Source organism: Dehalobacter sp. TeCB1 (assembly GCF_001707455.1).
Taxonomy (GTDB): Bacteria; Bacillota; Desulfitobacteriia; order Desulfitobacteriales; family Syntrophobotulaceae; genus Dehalobacter; species Dehalobacter restrictus.
This window is the reverse complement of sequence record NZ_MCHF01000024.1, coordinates 1-22073: the sequence shown is the minus strand read 5'-3', so window position 1 is coordinate 22073 and position 22073 is coordinate 1. Positions and strand designations below refer to the sequence as shown.

Annotated in this window: 25 protein-coding genes; all 25 read right to left on the bottom strand. The window is 47.1% G+C overall.

The window, feature by feature from the left end:
* Positions 1-422: 422 nt before the first annotated feature.
* On the bottom strand, positions 423-1490 hold the full coding sequence (gene flhB, locus A7D23_RS06825) for a flagellar biosynthesis protein FlhB (RefSeq protein WP_019226145.1): 1068 nt from the start codon (positions 1488-1490) through the stop codon (positions 423-425).
* Complete coding sequence (gene fliR / locus A7D23_RS06820) at positions 1478-2257, bottom strand: flagellar biosynthetic protein FliR (protein WP_019226144.1); 780 nt, start codon at positions 2255-2257, stop codon at positions 1478-1480. Before fliR ends, flhB begins: the two co-directional genes overlap by 13 nt.
* Positions 2258-2280: 23 nt before the next feature.
* Positions 2281-2553, bottom strand: coding sequence for a flagellar biosynthesis protein FliQ (fliQ, locus tag A7D23_RS06815; RefSeq protein WP_019226143.1), 273 nt, complete (start codon positions 2551-2553; stop codon positions 2281-2283).
* Positions 2554-2587: 34 nt separating this feature from the next.
* Entirely contained in the window at positions 2588-3238 is a 651-nt protein-coding gene (gene fliP / locus A7D23_RS06810) for a flagellar type III secretion system pore protein FliP (RefSeq protein ID WP_019226142.1), read from the bottom strand.
* On the bottom strand, positions 3222-3710 hold the full coding sequence (locus A7D23_RS06805) for a flagellar biosynthetic protein FliO (RefSeq protein ID WP_019226141.1): 489 nt from the start codon (positions 3708-3710) through the stop codon (positions 3222-3224). Before A7D23_RS06805 ends, fliP begins: the two co-directional genes overlap by 17 nt.
* A gap of 2 nt (positions 3711-3712) precedes the next feature.
* Entirely contained in the window at positions 3713-4075 is a 363-nt protein-coding gene (locus A7D23_RS06800; protein ID WP_019226140.1) for a response regulator, read from the bottom strand.
* Positions 4076-4092: 17 nt separating this feature from the next.
* Complete coding sequence (fliY, locus tag A7D23_RS06795) at positions 4093-5280, bottom strand: flagellar motor switch phosphatase FliY (protein ID WP_019226139.1); 1188 nt, start codon at positions 5278-5280, stop codon at positions 4093-4095.
* Positions 5273-6265 carry a flagellar motor switch protein FliM gene (gene fliM / locus A7D23_RS06790; protein WP_019226138.1) on the bottom strand — a complete coding sequence of 331 codons (993 nt, stop codon included), beginning with the start codon at positions 6263-6265 and terminating at the stop codon, positions 5273-5275. The genes fliY and fliM overlap by 8 nt, the downstream gene beginning before the upstream one ends.
* Positions 6266-6292: 27 nt before the next feature.
* Complete coding sequence (locus A7D23_RS06785) at positions 6293-6730, bottom strand: flagellar basal body-associated FliL family protein (protein ID WP_019226137.1); 438 nt, start codon at positions 6728-6730, stop codon at positions 6293-6295.
* Positions 6720-6935, bottom strand: coding sequence for a flagellar FlbD family protein (locus A7D23_RS06780; protein WP_019226136.1), 216 nt, complete (start codon positions 6933-6935; stop codon positions 6720-6722). Before A7D23_RS06780 ends, A7D23_RS06785 begins: the two co-directional genes overlap by 11 nt.
* 1 nt (position 6936) lies before the next feature.
* Positions 6937-7380, bottom strand: a complete 444-nt coding sequence (locus A7D23_RS06775; RefSeq protein ID WP_019226135.1) for a flagellar FliJ family protein — start codon at positions 7378-7380, stop codon at positions 6937-6939.
* Positions 7380-8693, bottom strand: coding sequence for a flagellar protein export ATPase FliI (fliI, locus tag A7D23_RS06770; protein ID WP_019226134.1), 1314 nt, complete (start codon positions 8691-8693; stop codon positions 7380-7382). Before fliI ends, A7D23_RS06775 begins: the two co-directional genes overlap by 1 nt.
* Complete coding sequence (locus tag A7D23_RS06765) at positions 8659-9525, bottom strand: FliH/SctL family protein (RefSeq protein ID WP_019226133.1); 867 nt, start codon at positions 9523-9525, stop codon at positions 8659-8661. Before A7D23_RS06765 ends, fliI begins: the two co-directional genes overlap by 35 nt.
* Complete coding sequence (gene fliG, locus A7D23_RS06760; protein WP_019226132.1) at positions 9509-10516, bottom strand: flagellar motor switch protein FliG; 1008 nt, start codon at positions 10514-10516, stop codon at positions 9509-9511. Before fliG ends, A7D23_RS06765 begins: the two co-directional genes overlap by 17 nt.
* 2 nt (positions 10517-10518) lie before the next feature.
* Positions 10519-12114 (bottom strand): flagellar basal-body MS-ring/collar protein FliF, encoded by a 1596-nt coding sequence (fliF, locus tag A7D23_RS06755; RefSeq protein ID WP_019226131.1) that lies wholly within the window; start codon positions 12112-12114, stop codon positions 10519-10521.
* An 18-nt stretch (positions 12115-12132) separates the two neighbouring features.
* A complete protein-coding gene (gene fliE / locus A7D23_RS06750) occupies positions 12133-12453 on the bottom strand; it encodes a flagellar hook-basal body complex protein FliE (protein ID WP_019226130.1) in 321 nt (106 codons plus the stop codon).
* 3 nt (positions 12454-12456) lie between these two features.
* Complete coding sequence (flgC, locus tag A7D23_RS06745) at positions 12457-12939, bottom strand: flagellar basal body rod protein FlgC (protein WP_019226129.1); 483 nt, start codon at positions 12937-12939, stop codon at positions 12457-12459.
* Positions 12940-12945: 6 nt separating this feature from the next.
* Entirely contained in the window at positions 12946-14061 is a 1116-nt protein-coding gene (locus A7D23_RS06740) for a chemotaxis response regulator protein-glutamate methylesterase (RefSeq protein WP_019226128.1), read from the bottom strand.
* Positions 14045-14491 carry a chemotaxis protein CheW gene (locus A7D23_RS06735; RefSeq protein ID WP_019226127.1) on the bottom strand — a complete coding sequence of 149 codons (447 nt, stop codon included), beginning with the start codon at positions 14489-14491 and terminating at the stop codon, positions 14045-14047. The genes A7D23_RS06740 and A7D23_RS06735 overlap by 17 nt, the downstream gene beginning before the upstream one ends.
* A gap of 19 nt (positions 14492-14510) precedes the next feature.
* Entirely contained in the window at positions 14511-16616 is a 2106-nt protein-coding gene (locus A7D23_RS06730) for a chemotaxis protein CheA (RefSeq protein WP_019226126.1), read from the bottom strand.
* 226 nt (positions 16617-16842) lie between these two features.
* The gene (locus A7D23_RS06725; RefSeq protein ID WP_019226125.1) at positions 16843-17352 is read right to left on the bottom strand and encodes a hypothetical protein; all 510 of its coding nucleotides are present in this window, start codon (positions 17350-17352) and stop codon (positions 16843-16845) included.
* 2 nt (positions 17353-17354) lie between these two features.
* Complete coding sequence (gene fliS / locus A7D23_RS06720; RefSeq protein ID WP_019226124.1) at positions 17355-17759, bottom strand: flagellar export chaperone FliS; 405 nt, start codon at positions 17757-17759, stop codon at positions 17355-17357.
* Between the two features lie 72 nt (positions 17760-17831).
* Positions 17832-19271, bottom strand: a complete 1440-nt coding sequence (gene fliD, locus A7D23_RS06715) for a flagellar filament capping protein FliD (RefSeq protein ID WP_019226123.1) — start codon at positions 19269-19271, stop codon at positions 17832-17834.
* 48 nt (positions 19272-19319) lie between these two features.
* Positions 19320-19694 carry a flagellar protein FlaG gene (locus tag A7D23_RS06710; protein WP_019226122.1) on the bottom strand — a complete coding sequence of 125 codons (375 nt, stop codon included), beginning with the start codon at positions 19692-19694 and terminating at the stop codon, positions 19320-19322.
* A gap of 174 nt (positions 19695-19868) precedes the next feature.
* Positions 19869-21326, bottom strand: a complete 1458-nt coding sequence (locus tag A7D23_RS06705) for a flagellin (protein ID WP_019226121.1) — start codon at positions 21324-21326, stop codon at positions 19869-19871.
* Positions 21327-22073 lie beyond the last annotated feature (747 nt).

Below are 22073 nucleotides of genomic sequence, written 5' to 3'. Positions count from 1 at the left end.
GCGTCGCTCCTTGCCATCCGTGGCACCGCGACATTAGGCCATCCGTGGCCGTCAAAAGGCCGCGCTGCGCACTCCATGCTCCGCTGACGCTGGCTATATATCACGGAGACCTATCTCTGAAGCTATCTTTGTTTGGGTATTCCTTCAAGAAGTTTACTGTTTGCATGTTCTCATAGTTTGGAATAGGTCTGCAAGTACATAATTCCACAATGGCATACAAACCTGCGTGAATGAGCTTACGTTCAATTCGGGGCAAAAAAGCTAGACCCTATAATAAGCATAAGATCAGTCTGCGTGCCACAGTTCCGCGGCGAGCGGAGCCTGGATGGCGCAACGCGGCCTTTTGTGCCATGGATGGCACAACGGCCGAAAGCGGAATTGTGGCACGCAGACTTGCCCCGACATAATGGTGCCAGCTCCCGCTACGCGGAATAGGATCGTCTCTTCTTGTTGAGACGGAAGACAAACGCGAGGACTTCGGCGACCGCCTTGTATAGCTCCCCCGGCACAACCTGTCCCAGCTCAACCTGGGAATAAAGCGATCTGGCCAAAGGCTTGTTTTCCATAATCACAATATTGTTTTCTTCCGCAACCGCCCTGATTCTTAAAGCTATTTCATTCTGCCCTTTGGCGACGACATAGGGAGCAGGATATTTGGCTGTATCATATTTTAAGGCGACTGCATAATGCGTCGGGTTTGTAATGACGACATCTGCCTGCTTCAGGTCCTCCATCATTCGGCGCATAGCCATCATGCGCTGGCGCTTCTTAATCTGACCCTTGATGAGCGGATCTCCCTCCGTTTGTTTGTATTCTTCTTTGATTTCTTCCTGGGACATCCTAAGGTTTTTCTCATAATCCCACCATTGATAAAGGAAATCTGCAAACGCAATCACCAGAAAGGCCAGCGCGATCTTCCAGGCCATTTCAAACAACAATCCGCTTAAAAAAATGACGGACTGCCCGACTTCAGCCCCTTGCAGCGCCGGAAATACATCCATGTTTTTGCGAATGATATCGATAAGAAAATAACCGATTACCAGTACTTTGAATAAAGACTTGACCAAATTGACCAGGGCCTTCAGCCCGAACATCCTCTTGGCCCCTTCAACAGGATTCATCCTCGAGAATTTCGGAATCATAGGTTCGGTAATGAATACCGGTCCCGTCTGCAGGATATTTACAGCAAATGCGACCACCAGCGCAGCCGCAAATACTGGAGCCAGAATCAGCAGGCACTGCCAGGAAATATCGATAACAACCTTCCAGAGGGACTGAAGATTCCAGTCCCCGGAAAAATTTGCTGTGTACGTAAAAATGTTGGCTAATCTTTGAAACACATTCGGCAGCCACATTTTCAGCAAACCGACGATAGCCAGAAGCATTACGGCCGAAGTCAGTTCCTGACTCTTCAGTATCTGGCCTTTTTTACGGGCTTCCTGCCTTTTTTTAGGAGTCGCCGGGAACCTTTTTTCTGCTATGTACGCCACCCCCTCAACAGTTCAAAAAACCACTGCATCGTAACATCAAAAACCCGCGATACCGTATCACCAAAGAAAGTAATCATCAAGTACAGCATGGCGAGGCCAAAGATGATCTTTACTGGGAATATCACAGAAAATATATTAAGCTGGGGTACGGTCTTCGCTAAAAGGCCGATACCGACATCGGCCAGTAAGATGGCACCAAAGATCGGCATCGCAATCTGCAGCGATAAACTTAAGACCTTCCCGGTAATGTCTATAAAGAATGCTGCGCCGTAGTTCACACCAGAAGGATTAATCGGCAGAAATTCATAACTTCTGGTCACCGCAGCAATGATATAGTAGTGGGAATTGGTAGCCAGAAGAAGCATGGTCGCCAGCAAAGCTAGGAAACTTCCTGTCATCGGGCTTTGCATACCATTGATCGGATCAACAATGTTTCCGGTCATAAACCCGAGCTGAAAATCAATCAGCTGCCCGGCTCCCTGCATAGCCATCGTAAGCAAGCTGATAATGAATCCCATCGTCAGGCCCAGGAGTATCTCCTTCACCAGTACTCCGATCAGCGGAATCCATTCATTCGGTATCATGGGGTTTTGGGCTTGAATCAGCGGATAGGCAACGACTGACAGCCCTGCGGCGAGACCAAGTCTTATCATCGCCGGAACGCCTTTGGCACCGAACACCGGCGCAAGCATGACCACTCCTGCCCAGCGGGAAAAGATAAGCATAAATAAAATAAGATTCCACTGTAAGTAATCAGACAGGTTCAAGTTACGTCCTCCATTGGACCGCTTTAATACCGGGCATATTTGGCAATCTCCGTAAAGAGCGTTGCCGTGTAAGTGGTCATCACATTGAGCATCCAAGGACCCAGGATAAGCAGAATCACGGCAACACCCAATAATTTTGGAATAAAGGACAGCGTTTGCTCCTGTATTTGCGTCATAGCCTGGAAGACACTAACAACAAGGCCGATAAGCAAGCTCACGGCCAGGATCGGTCCGCCAACAATGACTGCTACCGCTATGGCTTCTTTAGCCATCGCAAGAATTTGATTTTCAGACATTCCGTTTCACCTCTGGCAAATTTCTTGGGACCCTTTAACTGAAACTTGAAACCAGAGACTTCACCACCAATGACCATCCGTCAACCAAAACAAACAGCAATATCTTGAACGGCAGGGAAATCATCATCGGAGGTAGCATCATCATCCCCATCGACATCAGCGTGCTCGATACAACCATATCAATAATAATAAAAGGAATAAAAATCGCAAAACCCATCTGGAAAGCCGTCTTCAATTCACTGATGACAAAAGCCGGGATTAAAACATACGTGGGGATATCCCCATACGTTTTGGGCTGCTCTATTTTGGCCATATTCACAAACAACGCCAGATCTTTTTCTCTGGTTTGTTTGAACATAAACGTTCGCAGCGGCTGTTCGGCCTTGTCCAAGGCTTCCTCCTTGGTAATCTGGGTTTTCATGTAAGGCTGAAGCGCATGGGTATTAATCTCGTTGAACGTTGGCATCATGACAAAAAAAGTCAGAAACAAGGAAAGTCCGATAATGACTTGGGTAGGAGGCAGCGTTTGTGTTCCCAGCGCATTACGGACAAAAGATAAAACGACAACAATTCGGGTGAAAGAAGTCATTAATACCAGAATAGCCGGTGCAAAGGAAAGGACCGTAACAAGTAAAAGGATCTGAACGGCAGAGCCGGTCTGGCCTGCATCAAGTGTAATGTTCATTTTTTTCCTCCTTGAGAAATCTCTCAAGTTCAGCAGAAAACGGTTCATTCTTTTGTTTCTTTTTTAACTTCTTCCAGATCACGGACATCCATTCATCCATTTTTTCTTGCGGTTGTCGTGCAATTTCATCAAGAATTTCAGCCGCCACATCCAAATCATCGATCTCAGCCACCTTTGTAATATGATGGTCCGTCCCACCGAGAACCTGGATCTTCCCGGCTATTTCGACCAGGTACAGTGCCTGCTGGCCGTTTAAAACCTGCCGGTCAAGGACCCTTACCCACGGAGACTGGATACTCCGCATGGAGAAACGGTTCAGCCGTTTGATCAGCCATAAGGCCACGACAAGAATAATCAGAAAAACCACAATCATCCCGATCAGACCGGGCCAGGAAAAAGCTTCCGTTGGGGTTACCGCTGATCCCGCAGCTCCTGAAGCACCGGGATAAGGCAGTTTATCATAATCGTTCATGGCTATTTCAGCGCCTTGGCGATCGCTTCAAGCACTCTTTCCGCCTGGAAGGGCTTGACGATGAAATCCTTTGCTCCGGACTGGATGGCTTCAATAACCATGGCCTGCTGACCCATTGCACTGCACATGATGACTTTGGCCTGCGGATCCTTGGTTCTGATCTCTTTTACAGCCTGAAGCCCGTCCATTTCGGGCATGGTAATGTCCATAACCGTAATATCCGGTTTCAGCTCCATGTATTTATCGACTCCAACCCTCCCGTTTTCTGCCTCACCAACAACCTGATAACCATTATTGACCAGGATATCCTTGAGCATCATTCTCATAAAAGCAGCGTCATCAACAAGCAAAACTGTTCTACTCACGATTCTTCCTCCTCGATCTAGTTTAATGTGTCAATTCTTTCATTTGGATTCACAATTTCTGTGATACGGATACCAAAGGTCTCGTTGATCACGACAACCTCACATTTGGCAATTAGTTTTCCGTTGACAATCATATCAACCGGTTCACCTGCCAGGCGATCAAGTTCAACGACGGATCCGGGACCCAAGTCCAGGATCTCCTTAATGGTTTTTATTGCTTTACCAAGTTCAACATTGACCTGAAGCGGAACATCATAAATCAATCCTAAATTGTTCGGTAGACTTGCGAGCCCCCCTGAAGAAAGCGGTGCAAACTGCGCCGGCTGCACAAAGGTCGGCTGGACCTTCGGGGAGGGGAAATCCACGGGCGGCTGCCATTTGGTTTCCATTGGCAAAGGTGGCGGAGCCTGAGGTCTCGGAATATTCGGCTCAAGCTGTACCGGGTCGGACGGTGCAGTATACTGGGGCATCGGCTCCGGTACTGTTTCCTGAGCCGATGCCGTGTACATTTGTCCCAGAAGCTTATCGGCCATGCCTTTGGCGACGTCAAACGGAAGTACCTGAATCAGAACGCTGTCAATAATTCCTTCAATGATCATTCTAAAAGATACTCTGATCAATAATTCATCGGCATTCAGATTCTTGCTTAATTCATAGGCCTCCTCGTCCTTCTCCGCTACGATAACGCGGGGTGGTGTAATATCCACAACGGAATTAAACACCGTGGACATGGATGTGGCCGCTGACCCCATCATTTGATTCATCGCTTCTGAAATGCCGCTTAATTGGATATCGGACAGTTCATTTGTCGGATTCTTGCCGGTTCCTCCCATCATCAAATCCACAATAATGGAACCATCTTCTCGGGAAAGAACCAGCATATTGGATCCTTCAATCCCTTTTGTATATTTGACATCAATCAGTACATGCGGCACGGGATAATCTTCAAATACTTTCTTTGCTGTGGTCAAATCAACTTTTGGAGCAGTTATCTCAACGCGCTTTCCAACAAGCTGAGATAGCGTCGTTGCTGCTGTCCCCATCGATATATTCGCAATTTCTCCCATAGCGTCTTTTTCCATATCAGTAAGCTCAATATGCTGGCTGCTGCGGGAAACAGGCTCGTCGGCCTCATGGGAATCGATATCCATCGAACCGGACAGCAAGGCATCTATCTCCTCCTGCGAAAGCATTCCGTTACCCATCCTCATTCCCCCCTTTTTTTATGACCTCAGTAATCTGTACTGCCATTTTGTTTCCGAATAAACCAGGCATTCCCTTAAATTTAATGTATTCCCCGACGTAGACGGAGAGAGGATCCTTGATGCCCTGATTCAGAGGGATCACATCCCCCCGTTCCAGATTGATCAGATCCTGTATCGTAATCTGGGCTTTACCGATAATGGCTTTCATCGGCACTTTGGCCCATTCAATCTTTTGCCGGATCAGTTCTCTCTCTGCGGATGATATGACCTTTCCTCCGGACGAGAACAGCAGCAGATTATTCAGTTTTTCTAAAATCGGCTTCATAACAATATATGGAAGACAAACATTGATCATCCCCGATTGTTCTTCAATCTTCACCTCCATGGTTACAACAACCACCATTTCGTTTGAAGCAACAATCTGGGTGAATTGGGAATTTGTCTCCACATTAACCAGCTGAGGATTCCCTTCAAAAATTTCAGCCCAGGCTTCCCCCATTAATTGAACGATCTTGCCGAGCCGGCTGACAATGATTTTACGTTCGATTTCAGTCAGATCACGATTTTTGGCCGGTTCCGCACCATGACCGCCAAGCAGTCTGTCCACCAGAATGAAGGCCAGCGAAGGGCTAAGTTCAAGCAGTCCATTTCCTTCCAGCGGCGGCATGCTGAAAATTCCAAGGATCGTCGGATAGGGCAAAGAACGGATAAATTCATCATACGTCACCTGCTCGGTAGACAGCACTTTGGCATCCACGGCAGTATGCATGTTCCCAGCCAGAAAAGTCGCCAGTGAACGGCAAAAATTCTCATGAATATTCAGCAAGGAGTTCAGCTGCCCTTTGGAAAACTTGTTGGGCCTTTTAAAATCATAAACTTTTATTTTATGAGGGCTGGACATTTTGATGGTTTCTTCATCAACTGAGCCGTCCGATAACGCATTTAGTAAAGCATCGATTTCCGCCTGGGATAATACTTCACCCATCCAATCCCTCCTCCTTAAAATTATGTTTTAATCATAAATGAAATTTTTAAACAACACTTCTTTGATCTGGTCGCCGCAGACGTCATTCAACTCGGTCAGCAGCTCCTTTTTGAGTTTTTCACGTCCTTCATTTGTCCGAATATCGTCAATTCCTTTTGATCCAACCACAGAAATGATACGGTCTCTCAAGAATATTTCTTTTTCAGTGATCTTCTCTGCAGATTTTTTGTTTGCGCCTTCCAGCACAATATTCGTCTTGACCATTCCACCTCCGTCGAGGTTGATCATGAATTCCTCTTCCATTTCGATCAGCGGTCCGACTTCCTCCGTATCTTTTTTTTCGACCTGCGCGGTGCCTGAAGCGGAACCAGGAAAGATTTTATCTTTAACAATCATGCCGCCTACGCCAAGCCCGGCTCCAATGACCATAAAGATAAGGGGCACGACAATGCTTTTAATTTTCATTACTGCGGGTTCCTCCTCTGAATTCTGGATGACAGCGTCTTCGAAATGCTGCAATCTTTTCGATGAGCTCATCGATGGATTCTTTGACGACGTACTTCTTTTCAGTGGTCAGTGTAATGACCGTGTCGGGAGTAGCTTCCGCCGTCTCAATCAAGTCGGGATTTATGGTAAATTCTTTGTTGTTCAGTCTTGTCAAAAAAATCACATCAATCCTCCTGTGTTTTCCAGCCTCTGAGGTTCTGGGCGATTTCATCAATCTCAGTCTGTTCTTTCTTTAATTCCGCTATATGAAAAAGTCTTATTTTCTTTTCTTTAAGCCTTTTGTATTTTTCTGTTTTAATTCGGCATTCCAGCAGCTTTTCCCTTTGTTTTTCGACCCGAATATTTTGTTCTTCGACTTCTTTTTCCCGCTTCAGTAAAATATTCCTTTGATCATAACAGTATCTTTGCCAGAGACTCAGCATCTGCGGCTCTTCAAGACAAGCTATTTTCTGTTTCTCCAAGGCCGCGTTCAGAAGCTGCGCCTGGAGATCCTTTTGTTCAGCCGCCTCGCGCAGCGTTCTAAGCTCCTGCGCCAGTAAGCCCTGCTCGATATCCATTTCCTGCTCGGCCAGCCGGAGAGAAGCCTCCAGCCGAAATTTGAAAGGCATCACGTACCGTCCTCTTCAAAAACATTTTGCATGAAGCTCAGCATTTCGGCAAAGCTGCATTTTCCATTTGTATTCTGACAGACGAAAGCGCGTATCTTTTCATCATATTTGATAGCCTGGTCAATCCGGCTGCTGCTTCCCGCCACATAGGCACCGATGTCGATCAAGTCTTTGGCTTCACGGTAGACTGCAAGATGTTCCCGGATTTTCCCGGCGAGTTCCTGGACCCGGGGATCCGCAACATCGTTCATTAAGCGGCTGATGGATTGCAGGACGTCGATAGACGGATAATGATTTTTTGACGCCAGCTCCCTGGTCAAAACAATATGGCCGTCCAGTATTCCTCTTACAGCATCTGCAATGGGTTCATTATGATCATCACCATCAACAAGGACGGTATAGATCCCTGTGATACTTCCTTTCTCCGATAAACCAACTCTTTCCAAAAGTTTTGGCAGCATAGCAAATACGGAGGGAGGATATCCCCTGGTTGCCGGAGGTTCCCCGACGGTCAGGCCTATTTCCCGCTGGGCCATCGCGAAGCGGGTCACGGAATCCATCATGAACAGCACATTCTTCCCTTTGTCGCGGAAATACTCGGCGACCGCAGTTGCCGTAAAGGCGGCTTTCAGTCTGACGAGAGCAGGCTGGTCCGATGTCGCGACGATGATTACAGACCGGGATAAACCCTCTTCGCCGAGATCTTTCTCCATAAAATCCCGCAACTCTCGTCCGCGTTCCCCAACAAGCGCAATCACGTTTACATCAGCCTCCGAATTCCGGGCCATCATCCCTAAAAGGGTGCTTTTGCCGACACCTGACCCGGCAAATATACCCATTCTTTGACCCCTGCCCATGGTCAGCAGTCCGTCGATGACTCTGACGCCAACGTTCAGAGGCTCACGAATACGCGGTCTAAGCAGCGCGCTGGGAGGCCTATTATGAAGCGGATAAGCTTGATCCGTATTCAAAGATCTTCCATCAAGCGGCTGTCCAAGTCCGTCCAGGATCCTACCCAGCAATCCAGGCCCCACTTTGACATTCAGCGTTTCATCCTGGGGGACCACCTTATCACCGGGGGCTACGCCTTCCAATTCCCCGAGCGGCATAAACAGGGTCTTTGTTCCTCTGAAGCCGACAACCTCAGCAGGGATTGCTTTGGAGCCGGAAGCCATAATATGGCAGTATTTCCCGACGCTGACCCTCGGGCCGTCCGCCTCAACCAGAAGGCCGCTGATTTTAGAGACTAATCCCCAGGCTGAAATAGGCTCGTATTGTTCAATCTTCCGGGCCAGCGTCTTCCAGTCGGCCATACTTCAACCCCTCCCTGATGTATTTCTCTATCTTTTCCAACTGCATATCTATCCGGGCGTCAAATATCCCTTCTGAACATTCCAGAAAAATATCACCGCCCTTGAGCGTTTCATCGACAATGACCAAATAGCCCGGTTTGCTCTCCGCCGGAAGCTCTTTGTACCACTCCCAATCTCTGCCGGACAGGTGAATTTTAATACTCTGTTTATCACTGGGCAGCAGGGTAAGATTCTTGATGAGACCTAAAAGAATTTCCGGATTGATATCCAATGAGGTATGTATAATTCTGCTGCAAATCTTCAGACAAAGGTCTGCTAATTCCCTGTCTGCTTTGTTGAATTCATCCGCCAGAACCTTTTGGGCCATCTCCAGATAGTTTTTGGCCTGCCGGGTAATCACGTCCGCTTGAGACTGAGCTTCGTCGAGCCCTTTATTGTAACCTTCCGTGTAAGCGACGGTTGCAATCTCACTTTTGGCTTTTTCCTGGTACGCGGTAGTTAAGGCTTCGCTTTCCTTCCGAGCGTTTTCAATGATTTGAGCCGATGTTTTTTTTGCTTCGGCAATCAGCTCATCCGCTTCAGCCCTGGCTTTCGCCAGGATATCGGATACCTCCGGTCCCCAGTCTTCCTCTGGAAGCGCAGCCGTTTCAGTTACACACTGCTCCATGACCATACGTTCTTCCGATACGGACATTACGGCCAGGGACGACGTGGTATCATAAACATTCGTCCTATTTCTGTATTTCTCCGGGTCAGGTGACTCCAGAATCCGCGGAGAAGAAATTTCAATAACTTTGCTCTTCAGAACCGAGGTCTTAATAGATAATTTCATCTGCACCACCTCTGGAGATCACAATCGCTCCAGCTTCCTCCAGCTTACGAATTACTTTGACAATCTTCTGCTGAGCCTCTTCCACTTCACGCAGCCTAACGGGGCCCATAAACTGCATATCTTCCTTCAGCATACCGGCAGACCTACTGGACATATTCGCGAGAATCTTCTGCGTGACATCTTCATTGGAACCTTTTAGCGCCAAGGCAAGATCCTTGGTCTCCACTTCACGTAGCACCAGCTGAACAGAACGGTCGTCAAGTAGGATGACGTCATCAAACACAAACATCTGCCTCTTAATCTGTTCGGCAAGATCGGGATCATCCATCTCCAGAACGTCCATGACCGTTTTTAACGTACCGGGATCCGTCCGGTTAAGCATATCGACGACAGACTGCATCCCGCCTGAAGATGTATAATCGGTCGGGGCAAGATTGGAGATTTTATTTTCAAGGACCTTCTCTATTTCTTTCAGTACTTCCGGACTTGTTCTTCCCATCAGAGCAATCCTTTTCGTGACTTCAGCCTGGAGGTCCTGAGGCAGGCTCCCTAAAATCGTAGCCGCTTTGTCCGACGGAAGGTGCGTCATAATTAAAGAAATCGTCTGCGGGTGCTCGCCCTGAATAAAAGAAAACAACTGTTTGGCATCCGTACGGCGAACAATGTCAAACGGACGCATCTTCAGCGAAGAGGACAAACGTCCAATAATATCAAACGCTCTTTGCTGTCCCAAAGCCCGTTCTAAGACATCCCTGGCATATTCAATGCCGCCTTGCGCGATGTAATTGCTGGCCAGACACATTTTATGAAATTCATCAATCACCGAGTCCCTTTGTTCCTCAGACACCTTGCGCATATTGGACATTTCCAGCGTAAGCTGTTCGATCTCCGGCTCCGAAAGAAATTTTATGATTTCCGAAGATCTTTCCGGGCCCAAGGTAATCAGTAGTACTGCCGCTTTTTGTAATCCCGTAAAAATTCCGCTGCTCATCTTTATTGCTCCTCAGTCAGCCAGGTTTTGACTAATCTTGCCACATCATCCGGATTTTCCACCGTAAATTTTTCGACTTCTTGACGAATCTTCTCTTTTTCAATCTCTTCTGTCGTTTTGGCTTTCTTCCGAGCAAGTTTCAAATCGGCCTGCCGTTCAGCCTCAATCTGCGACGCCAGGATCTGTTCAGCTTCCTGCAGCGTGACAAATCTCGATCCATCCGCTATATCCATCGACTTGAGCGCCGATTGTTTCCTTCTAGACCTTAAGAATGCAAGCAAAAGAACAATTGCCAGCAACACACCTCCGCCAATTTCCGCATATTGCAGAATTTGGGCCTTGCGGACGGCATTTTCTATCGCTGCCTGTTCTTCAAGCGCCGTCGTCTTTTCAAAAGGCAGTCTGGCCGCCTCAATCACATCACCGCGATCCTGATTATAGCCGACCGCAGAAGAAACAATATTCTTAACATTATCAAGCTGTTCATCCGTCACGCTGTCCGAATCCGCCAGAACAGATACGGTCAGCCTTTTGATCTGCCCCGGAGTTACGACCGTTTCTTCCTGCGTCACGCTTGGTTGGAAATTTTCCGTCAGACTATTTTTCTCCGAAGTTGAGGTCGTGCCGTTTTGGCCGGTAACCGGATATCCGGGCACATTGGTTTCCGTGCCGGCAACACCCCCGTTGGCAGAAGTACTGCTGCTTTTCTCCGTGACTTCCTGACGGCTGGTAACAGCCCCGGTTTCATTTTTCTGACTGGTAATCTTTTTTTGATCAAAGTCAATGGTGGCGTTCGCTCTGACGATGGTGGTACCCGTCCCAAACACTTTATCCAGCATCGTTTGCACGGAATTCTGGATGTCGTTTTCATACGTTTGCTGAACCTGAAGCTGGGTCGCAGATAATTTTTGCGGGGAAGTACTGCTCCCGAGAGCATCGGACAAGACATTGCCGTTCGTATCGACAATCGTTACCTTATCTATGCTAAGACCTTCAACCGAATAGGATAAAAGATTTGCGATTGCCCTTACCTGATTTTCCGACATTTCCTTTCCGTATTTTCGTTTAATCGTTACAGCAGCGGTTGTCACTTCCTGCTGCTCGGTAAACAGCGAGTCTTTAGGCATAACAATATGAACCCTTGCATATTCCACACCGTCAAGCGTTCCGATCGTTTGTTCAAGTTCTGTCTGCAGCCCCAATACGTACCTCAGTTTACGGTCCTCGTCAGTTTCACCGATTCTCATTTGATTCAGGTAATCAAAACTAAAGGTACTTTCACTGGGAAGGCCTTCATTGGCCAGCTGCAGCCGGACTTCTGCAGCATCCTTTTGAGGAACCTCGATAGTTGAACCCCCATCCGCCAATTGATATTGGATCTTTAATCCTTTCAGCGCCTCCGTGATCGCTCCGGCTTCCTCGGTTTCCAAACCGGAAAACAGAACGGTATACTCGGGACGGCTTGCCCAAAAGATAAGTGTAATCAAAGCAGTCGCAACAATAACCGGTGCGGCCACAAGAATGATCCTTTGCGGGTTGGTCAGTTTTTCCCAAAAATTACGCACAGCATTCCGTATTTCAGTTAAGGAAAAATTCAACTACCTTTCCCCCTAGAATTAGATTTGCATCTGCATGATCTGATTATAAGCATCTATAACTTTATTACGTACGGTAACAGCTAGACCTAAAGTCAGGCTGGCTTTTTCCATGGCAATGACCGGCGTATGGAAATCATCGACTTGGCCCGTGGCCAGATCTGCCGCAGCCTGTTCAGCCTCCGCCTGCGTACGTTCAAGCTTATTGAGCGCGTCACTCAGAAAAGAAGAAAAACCAGTGGCACCATTGGCGTCGTTCGCTTTGGATGTTTGGGAAGTGCCTGTGTTATCCAAAGGAGAAAGCGGAACAATCGTCGTCAAAGGACCCAGCGCATTACTCATAGATTACCCCTTTCCAATTTCCAGAGCTGTGGAAGCCATCGATTTACTGGCGTTCAAGGCGGTTACATTCGCTTCATAAGACCTGTTAGCCGAAATCATGTCAACCATTTCCGCTACAAGCGTCACATTCGGATAGCGCACATAGCCGACCGGGATTCCATCTTCGGCTGTTTGGGCCGCATCCGGGTTATCCGGATCATATTCCAGCCTGAATTCATTGTCATCCTGAATAACAGCGGTGACCTGAACTCCTTCACCGCTTAAGCTGGTGCGGGCATCCTTAAATACACCTGCAAAATCCTTCTCCGATGGGCGAGAGGAAAAGACGGCGACTTCACGCTGATAAGGAATGGGGTTACCGGCCGCGGTTGTTTGTCCCGTATTGGTTGTATTGATATTGGCAATATTGTTAGAAATCAGGTCAAGCCTCAGCTTCTGAGCAGTGAGACCCGACGCGCTGATATTCATACCGGTAAACAGACCCATATTTTACTACCTCCTTTTCACACATTCGACGATTGTATTCCCGATATCGGGAAGCATTACAACTCTATCCGCGAGTTTCGCTTCAATAATGGCACGGGGCATGCCGTAAATAATACAGGTTTTCTCAGATTCGGCAATCGCATAAGCCCCTTCTGCCTTCAAGGACTTCATGCCGGCCAGACCATCGCTCCCCATCCCTGTCATCACGACTCCCATGACACCGGCTCCGGCTTCTTTGGCCAGGGACAGAAACATTACATCGACAGACGGCTTGTAAAGAGTGGCAATCGGTGATTCTACAGTGACATTCGCGATAAGCCCGCTGCTGTTTCTTGTCACCTGAAACTGTTTTCCGGCCTGTCCGATATAAACCGTACCTGCTTTCAGCAGCTCGCCGTGCTCAACTTCCTTCACTGCAACCTCACAGATGCTGTTCAGCCTGGAAGCCAGGGAGGCTGTAAATCCAGCCGGCATATGCTGGGCGACAATTACGGGAACCGGAAAATTTCGGGGCAGCTTGCTCAGAACATTCTGCAGAGCGCTTGGTCCGCCCGTCGAAGTACCGATCGCCACAATTTCTATTTTGCGGCCGGGAACGTTAACGACCGGCTTGCCTGCATCCTGTTTTCCCAATCCGGGAGTTGGCTGCATCTGCTGTCTAACAAGCGGTGGCGCAGACCCCATACTTTTTTTGTTCAAACGCGTAGGATCTACACCGGCAACACTTTTGATCTTCAAGATAATCTCTTCAGCCAGGACTGCGAGATCATCTCCCTCTCTGCCTGAAGGCTTCGCGACAACCTCAACAGCACCAAGGTCAAATGCTTTCATCGTCATCTTGGTGCCGTCAGTTGTTACGGAACTTAACACAATGACCGGTGTCGGCTGCCAGCGCATGATCTCTTCCAGCGCTTCCAATCCGTTCATCACCGGCATCTCTACATCCATGGTCACAACATCCGGTTTTAGGGCTTGAAGCTTCAATATCCCTTCTTTTCCATCCTGTGCAGTATCCACGACTTGAATAGCCGGATCACTGCTCAATATTTTTTTCAAAGACATCCTGATGAAAGGTGAATCATCGACAACCAGGACCTTGATCGGCTTAAGCAATTTGTTCATTCATACCATCTCCACTTATCAGTTGATCCAGCTTCAGGAGGATGAGCAGTCTTTCACCTATCTTGCCAACTCCGCGGATGTAATTTGAATCCATGCCAAGTGCTATCGGCGGGGGCGGTTCTATCGCTTCACTGTCCAGCCACAGCACTTCTGTCACGCTGTCAACCCGAATGCCAAACACCCTGCCGTCAATTTGCAGAACAACGATCCTGCTTAAATCGGTTTCTTCCGCGGCAAGCATACCAAACCGGGACCTGAGATTAACAATCGGAATGACGTTTCCGCGCAAATTGATGACACCCTCAATATAGCTGCGGGCCTTTGGTACTCTGGTAATAGGAGGGATCCGGATGATTTCCTGGACCTTCATAATATCCACTCCAAATTCTTCCGAACCTAACGAAAAAGTAACCATTTGTTCTTCCGCCATAATTAGAGTACCGCCTTTCTTAATGCTTGATTAAAATATCCTGTAGAAGAGATCCGATGTCCAAAATCAATGTTACTTTGCCGTCTCCGAGAATGGTTGCCCCTGCAATCCCCGGTAAACCGTTCAGATAATCTCCCAGAGACTTGATGACAACCTCCTGTTGGCCCTGTAGTTCATCGACGATAAGTCCTACGGTTTTATCGCCCAAACCAACCACAACGACATAGACTTCATCATGGATGGCTGCACTTTCGGGTAAATCAAATTTCTGTTTTAAAGAAATCAGCGGCAGGGTATTGCCCCTGAGCTGAACCATCGGCAAGCTTCCGACACTCTTAATATCACACTTGTTGACAAGAAGCGTCTCAACCACGGAAGACAAGGGTACTGCATAGGTCTCATTACCCACTTCAACGAGCAGCGCCTGAATAATAGCCAGCGTCAGCGGCAGCCGGATAATCATCGACGTTCCGGCACCCCTACTTGTCTTGATATCAACGATGCCGCCTAAATTCGTAATGGCTTTTTTCACAACGTCCATACCGACACCGCGTCCGGAGATATCCGTTATTTGATCGGCGGTGCTGAATCCGGGCAGAAAAATAAGATTGGCAATATCGTTTTCAGATAAGCCTTCCCTTTCACTGATCAGGCCTTTTTCTACAGCTTTTTTGTAGATTTTATCGAGGTTAAGTCCGGCGCCGTCATCCGAGACGATGATGGCAATATGGTTTCCTTCATGGTAGGCATCAAGGGTAATCGTTCCTGCTTCAGGCTTTCCGACTGTGAGCCTTTCTTCTGGCGGCTCTATGCCGTGGTCAACCGAGTTGCGGATAATATGTGTCAACGGGTCACCGATCATTTCGATGACGATCTTGTCCAGTTCTGTTTCTTCACCGTGAATAACAAGTTCGATCCTTTTACCGGTCTTCCGGCAAAAATCCCGGACAAGACGCGGATAACGGCTGAATATCGTGCCAATCGGCACCATACGCAGCCTCATGACACTTTCCTGAAGATCATTCATCAAACGCCCAAGGTAGACATTTGCTTCATTAAGGTTTGAAACAAGCGGATCGGACTGGTTTTCCGTCTGCAGGTCCTGACCGATTTTCACCAGTCTGGTTCTGGTAATCACCATTTCTCCGACAAGATTAATCAGGTTATCCATTCTGGCTGTGTCCACACGGATCGTATGCACCTGATTAACATCTTTCTGCGGCTGTTCATTGTTTTGTTCAACAGGCTGATTCGCTTGTTTTGAACGGCTCATGGAAGCGGGTTCTTCGACATTCTTCTCTGTCCTGATAGGATTTACATCTGATTCCGGCAATGTGTAATTCATGACCCGGACGTCGAAAATTTCGGATATTTCTAGAATGTCAGCCCGGATGTCTTCCTGCGATTCATTGGTCACAAACAGCATATTGAACTCCAGTGCATCACTAACTTCAAGCTCATCAATTGAAGGGATGATCTTCACAACATTGCCGAGCAGCTCCAGCCTTTGAATAGTCATGACCGCCCTTACCGCTTTCATCATGGTATTCGGTTCAAGTACCACGTTCAGCCGATAAACAGACTTGCTGGCAAATGCCGCTTCTCTGACCGTCCCGGTTTCCTCCGGTGACAGAGCGAAGGCAACCCCGGGCTTGTCTTCCTTTTCTTCTGCCTGATTTTTTCCGGCGAACGGCTTGCTTTCTTGCGCCAGGGCTCCGGTCTCGGTGATGGTCTTCATCTGAGAGGTCAGATCCCCATAATCGACTGAAATAGCTAAACGCTGCCCGACCTGCGCCAACATCATTTTTACTTTATCGGTTACCGCCAGCAGCACATCAATAATCTCATTGGTTACCAGCATTTTTCCCTGTCTCAGTTTATCGAGCAGATCTTCCGCGGCATGCGTTAATTCGACGATCGGGGTAAATCCCATCGTTCCCGAGGCGCCTTTTAAACTATGCGCACTTCGGAAAAGATCATTAACCAGCGAAATATTTTCGCCGTCTCTTTCTAATTCCAGCAGGCCGGAGCCAAGCTTTTCTATTTGCTCCTGAGAATCGAGTAAGTAGAACTCCAGAAAGTCATCAAGATCAATCCCCATATTTTTTTTATCAGCCTGACTCATAATTCACGCCTCCATTATTATTCCTTATAAACCAAAACGATAAAAAGCAGGCATCTGTTATAAAGTATGTCAAAAAACAAAATTCGCCATTTCTTATGGAAATCCTCTTAAATGACTGAATTATGCACAATTTTTCCTTAAATTTTTTGTTGAAAATTGTAATGAATCATTTGGGAAACGACAAATTAAAAAATTCCTTGGCAGGAATTTTTTTGGGGATTGGCATCTATTTTAATTTATTAATGAATCTTGCTTCTGCCGTTCCTTTTTGATGATACGCATTGCGTGTTGTCAGAACGTTTTGAAACCGGTGAAGTTCCAGTTTAACAGCTTCCAGCTCCATTTGTAATCTCGGTATAATGATCCTGTCCAGTTCCAAGACCTCCTGCCTATGCCTCTGCAAACTTTGCCCTGCCGCAAGCAGTGCTTCATAGCTTAGTTTACTTATACGAGGCTGTAAAGCCAATAGTCCAAAAGTACCATTTCCAGTCTCGGAGCAGATCTTTTCTTGAATCGTCTGGGACTTTACCGCTCTTTCCCGGAAACGAACGAAGGATTCATCCCGGTAAGCGGAAAAAGCGGATAACGCCTGTTCAAGGCGTTCATCTAACCTTTCTTTCATCTCCATATTATCCAGAAAGCTCCTGAAAGTATTCATTTTCCCCAGGAGCTCCTGGTAATCCAAAAAATCCTCCGTATATAATTCAGTCAGATCCTTGACCAGTTTTTCCAACATACTTATGCCCCCATACGGACGATCCTGGCAGTTTCTATCCACATATCCCTGAAAGCTTCGAAGAATTCAATCACCGGCCGCAAATAGTCAGGATCTTTTTTGATATTCGCTTTGACGACTTCACCATAATAGAAATCATACAACGATCTGAGGTTGACGGCAATCTCTCCGCCGGCCTCCATATCAAGGGTTGTATTAAGCTCATTAATGATATCGCCAACACGAACCAAGCTGTTGTTCGCTTCTTCGTATCTGTTCTCTTCAAGCGCCTTCTCCGCTAAACGCAGGAACTTGATCGCACCCGTATAGAGCATAATTAAAAGTTTATCCGGTGAAGCTGTTTCCACCGCTGCCTGCCTATAGGCCGTCTGAGGATTGCTGAAAACATTTGGTTGCATGTTGCTCATGATGCCACTCTCCCTTGTTAATGATGCAGTCATACGCTGTGCTACTGCCGTAAAAGCACAAAATCTGTAAGCTTATTTGTCACTGTTACTGCTTGTCGACATCGATTTCACCATTGACGTCAGCCAGTCGCTCTGACTGCTGATCCCAGCCAGCTGCGTTTCCAGCTTGGAGAATTTCAGCCGGGTTTTTTCCTGGTAGTCGGCGATTTTCGCTGTAAAATCTGTAATTTGTGTTTTGATATCTTTAATCTGATCATCATACGTGCTCTTCGTCTTATCCATCGTGCCGCCATACATGATCAACGGATGGAGATACTCCTCCATGATATTGGCAAGACCCTCGGCCTGCTGAGAGGCGGTTGACGCATCCACGGGCGTTACCGCTCCTGCCGGGGCCCCAAACAAGTTGGCGACACTGTTGGCATTTTCCTTCATGGCCGTGTTAAATTTTGCCGTGTCAAATGTCAAGGCGGCACTTTTACCATAATTGTCCGCCGAAGTCGAGATGCCAATATCAGACAGGACTTTATACGGGCCGGTCGGGTTGTTAACCCCATTGGAAACCATCTGCCTCAGCCTGCTTTGAATTGCCTGCAAGGCCGGATCCGCATACAGATCCCCTTTGCTCTTTGTTGTATCATTAAAAGATACCTTGGTATCAATAAAATTCATCACAGAGTTATACTGATCGACAAAAGACTTGACCGCTGCTTCGGCCTCTGAATAGCTTGCTGTTACCTTCACTGTCACTGTCGTATCGGGATCTTCACTGTTGATGTTCAGCGTGACCCCGGGAATAGCCGACGTAACGGTATTACTGGCACTCTTAATATTGGAAATTCCGTTAATCGTCAGCTGGGCATCTTTGGCTTCCTGACTGACATTCAGGCTATCGTCCGCCTTGAGAATTCCAAGCTGATGCAGCACCGTCCCACTGACTTCAGAGAAGGATGCCGCATTTTCCTCCCCGGTCTGCTTGGACATGACCGCCAAACGGTAACCGCCTTCGACCTGAATGACCGATGCGCTGACACCCACCTGGGCATTATTGATGGCATCCGCAAGATCTTTCAGGCTTTCCCCGGCGGCCACATTGATATCTGCCGTCTTTTCACCGACGGTGATCTTAAAACTCCCTGCACCCAAAGAAGTTGCAGAAGTGGTATCCATTACGGTCTGAACCTCACTGACGGCTGTTTGGGCTACTGCTGCCTGAATCACTTTGATGCTGTATGTCCCCTGAACCGCTCCGGAAGCCCCGGAAGCAGTCAGCAAAGAAGTATCACTGGAAGAAGCCGAAGTCGAACTCCAAGTAGCAGCCGACTGCAACTTGGTCAGCGTATTTTCGAGACTGGATAATCTTGTATTGACATCCTGCCAGGCACTCTGTTTCGTTTCCAGTGACGTCTTCCGTTCCTGCATCGTGGTTAACGGCTGGCTGTAGCTGGTTACCATCGTACTGACAATGGAAGAAAAATCATATCCGGATAAACCGGGCAAATTTACAGACATTTTCAATCCCCCCTACGGGCTGCACATGCCGAATACCATTCCGGTATGTTAGACCTTTTTATCAACCAATAATCCTACAAAATTATCCAAGGAACTCAGCATATCTAAAAGCTTTTTTGACGGAATTTCATTTAAAACCTCGCCGCTGTCTTCATCGATGATCTTAACCATCACCCGGTTGGACTGTTCATGAATTTCAAATTTCATTCTTTTATTGACCAGACCCAGGAGCCGGTTCATTTTTTCCGCAGCTTGTTCCACTTCTTCTCTCGGCGCATCTTCCTTAGCGGACGAAGCATTGTCTTTCTTGTCAACGACAAACTGGGGCAGCTCATCATTACCCCGCTGGAGCTTCTGTCCGGAAAAAGTGTCTGCAGGTATTACGGGCAGCTGGTTGGCAACAGGTTGGATCGGCGAAACCACCTCGATCGCCTCCCTTTCTTATTTTCGTTCTCTTTGAAATCTATTCGATTTGCCTTAAGCAAATATCTTTCCATTTGTCCCTTATACTGAAGAACCGGCCGGCAGAAGCCGACCGGTTTTTAAGTTCACACAAAGTTTAAAACCGGCAAACTTCGGGCGAAAAAGTCTAAAGTATCAACCCAAGAGTTTCAGAACAGCCTGCGGTACCTGGTTAGCCTGGGCCAGCATCGCAACACCGGCCTGACTCAGGATCTGGCTCTTGGTGAAGCTGGACATTTCCTGAGCCATATCGACGTCTTTAATAGTCGATCTGGAAGCAGTCAGGTTCTCAGAAGCAGCCTGCAGGTTGTTGATGGTGTGTTCCAGACGGTTCTGCATAGCACCAAGGGTGGAACGCTGTGCTGAAACACTTTCCAGAGCGTTGTTGATGGTTGTAATCGCCGTGTTGGCAGCTGCTTGGGTGGAGATATCCGCACCTGCTACAGTTACGGCCTGCGCCAGTATCGTTTTGTCAGTATTAAATGTAGCAGCGGAAGATGACAGCATCGTTACGACCTGCGTAGCAGTTCCATCAGTTAAACTACCTAAGCTTGCAGAATTAATTTTCATTGTTCTGCTGGATGCAGCATCCCCAACGGTAACAGAGCTCATATCGTTGTAGACGGTAACAGCAGCTCCAATATTAGTTCCAGCGGCATCTTGCAACTGGATTGAATCGTTGGCTGCGGTTAGGGTATATTGGGCGGTCTGACCTACAGCATTACCGGCATTGTTTCCAAATGTGAAAGTTGCACCTTTATAAGCAAATGCATTGGCAGCAACCGTTGCGCCCGTCCAAGTAGTCCCACCGTCGAGTGAATAACTTGCTGCTGTAACATCACCAGCTGCGACAGCGTCAACTTTGATCATCAAATTTTCATTTCTGTCTCCATTATATGTGCCAGCTGTAATACTCACGCCTCCTGTAATACCGTCGGCTATTTCAGCAGTTGAAGCAGCAGTATTGTTTACTACAATTTTATATGTCTGGGCACTTAGTCCTCTGCCTAAAGAGCTAGCTTCAATACTCCCAGCTGCTAATGTTGTTGCACCGGCACCATACAAGCCCAGTTGTGCTCTTGAGGTCGATACCCCTAATGAAAATGCATCCATCGCACCAATTGAGAGGCTTACACTCTGTCCGGCGTTAGCACCGACATGGAAGGTGTCACTCAGTCCACCGGCCAACAGGTTCTGGGTGTTGAATTCAGTAGTATTGGTAATACGGGTGAGTTCCCCGGCAAGCTGGTCAACTTCAGCCTGAAGTTTGACACGGTCACTTGCTGTGTTGGTATCAGACGCGGACTGAACAGCCAGTTCTCTCATTCTTTGCAGAATGCTGTGGGATTCGCTCAAGGCACCTTCAGCAGTCTGCACTAAGGAAATTGCACTGGAAGCGTTGCTGATGGCTTTGTTCAAACCGTTGATCTGTCCGGTCATTTTCTCAGTAATGGCCAGACCTGCTGCATCATCGGCAGCCTTGTTGATTCTGTAACCTGAGGAGAGTTTCTCCAGAGATTTCTGCATAGTATTCTGGGTACTATACAGACTGCGCTGAGCATTTAAGCTCGAAATGTTGGTATTAACGATCATGATTATCCCTCCATGAATTTTATTCGTTCCGCATCCTTGCAGAACGTTCCTGATTTTGTTTCCAGGCCGGTCCGGAAACCATTTCAGTTATCTTATCGGAATAAGTCTTTTGCTTCTTTACAAGCATATTCGATCAAAATATAGGACTTATTCACAATTATCTCTTGATTTCGCTTTATTGCTTTGTTTTTTAGCAAATTATCTTAGGTATGCATTTTGTTTAAGAATGCTCAAAAATTGATTTATATATTAAGAAAAGCCCAAATTCCTAGACTATAAATGATTTTACAATCCTAAATTATATAATTAATGACTCAACTTTCCCACCATTAAATAATGGTTAAAGCCATGATTTTTCTGACACATCAGGTTGCAAACAACAATCGTTCTTTGAAAGACCGTGGAATAGTGCTAAGAAAAGTATCCATAATCATATTGGCTAATTCCTGGCTTATGACAGGAAAATTGCTTAGAACACGCCTGAGAGTGTCGATTAACAATACTAATGCTTGAGAAAGTTTGAGATCTTCCATTTCATCACTGTAATAGTAAAATAGTTCTCCAATTGTCCTATCATCCTGAGTATTTCTGCTTTCAACTGCTAACATAATGTATCTTAGGGAACCACTGATTAATAACGTTTTTTATCATCCCAATAAATAATAAAGTGGGATAATCCCAAGTTAGCGGCCCTATCGCCGCCGATTTCAGCTGCCTTTTCCGAGTAATTCTCGAAAAAAGGCGTAC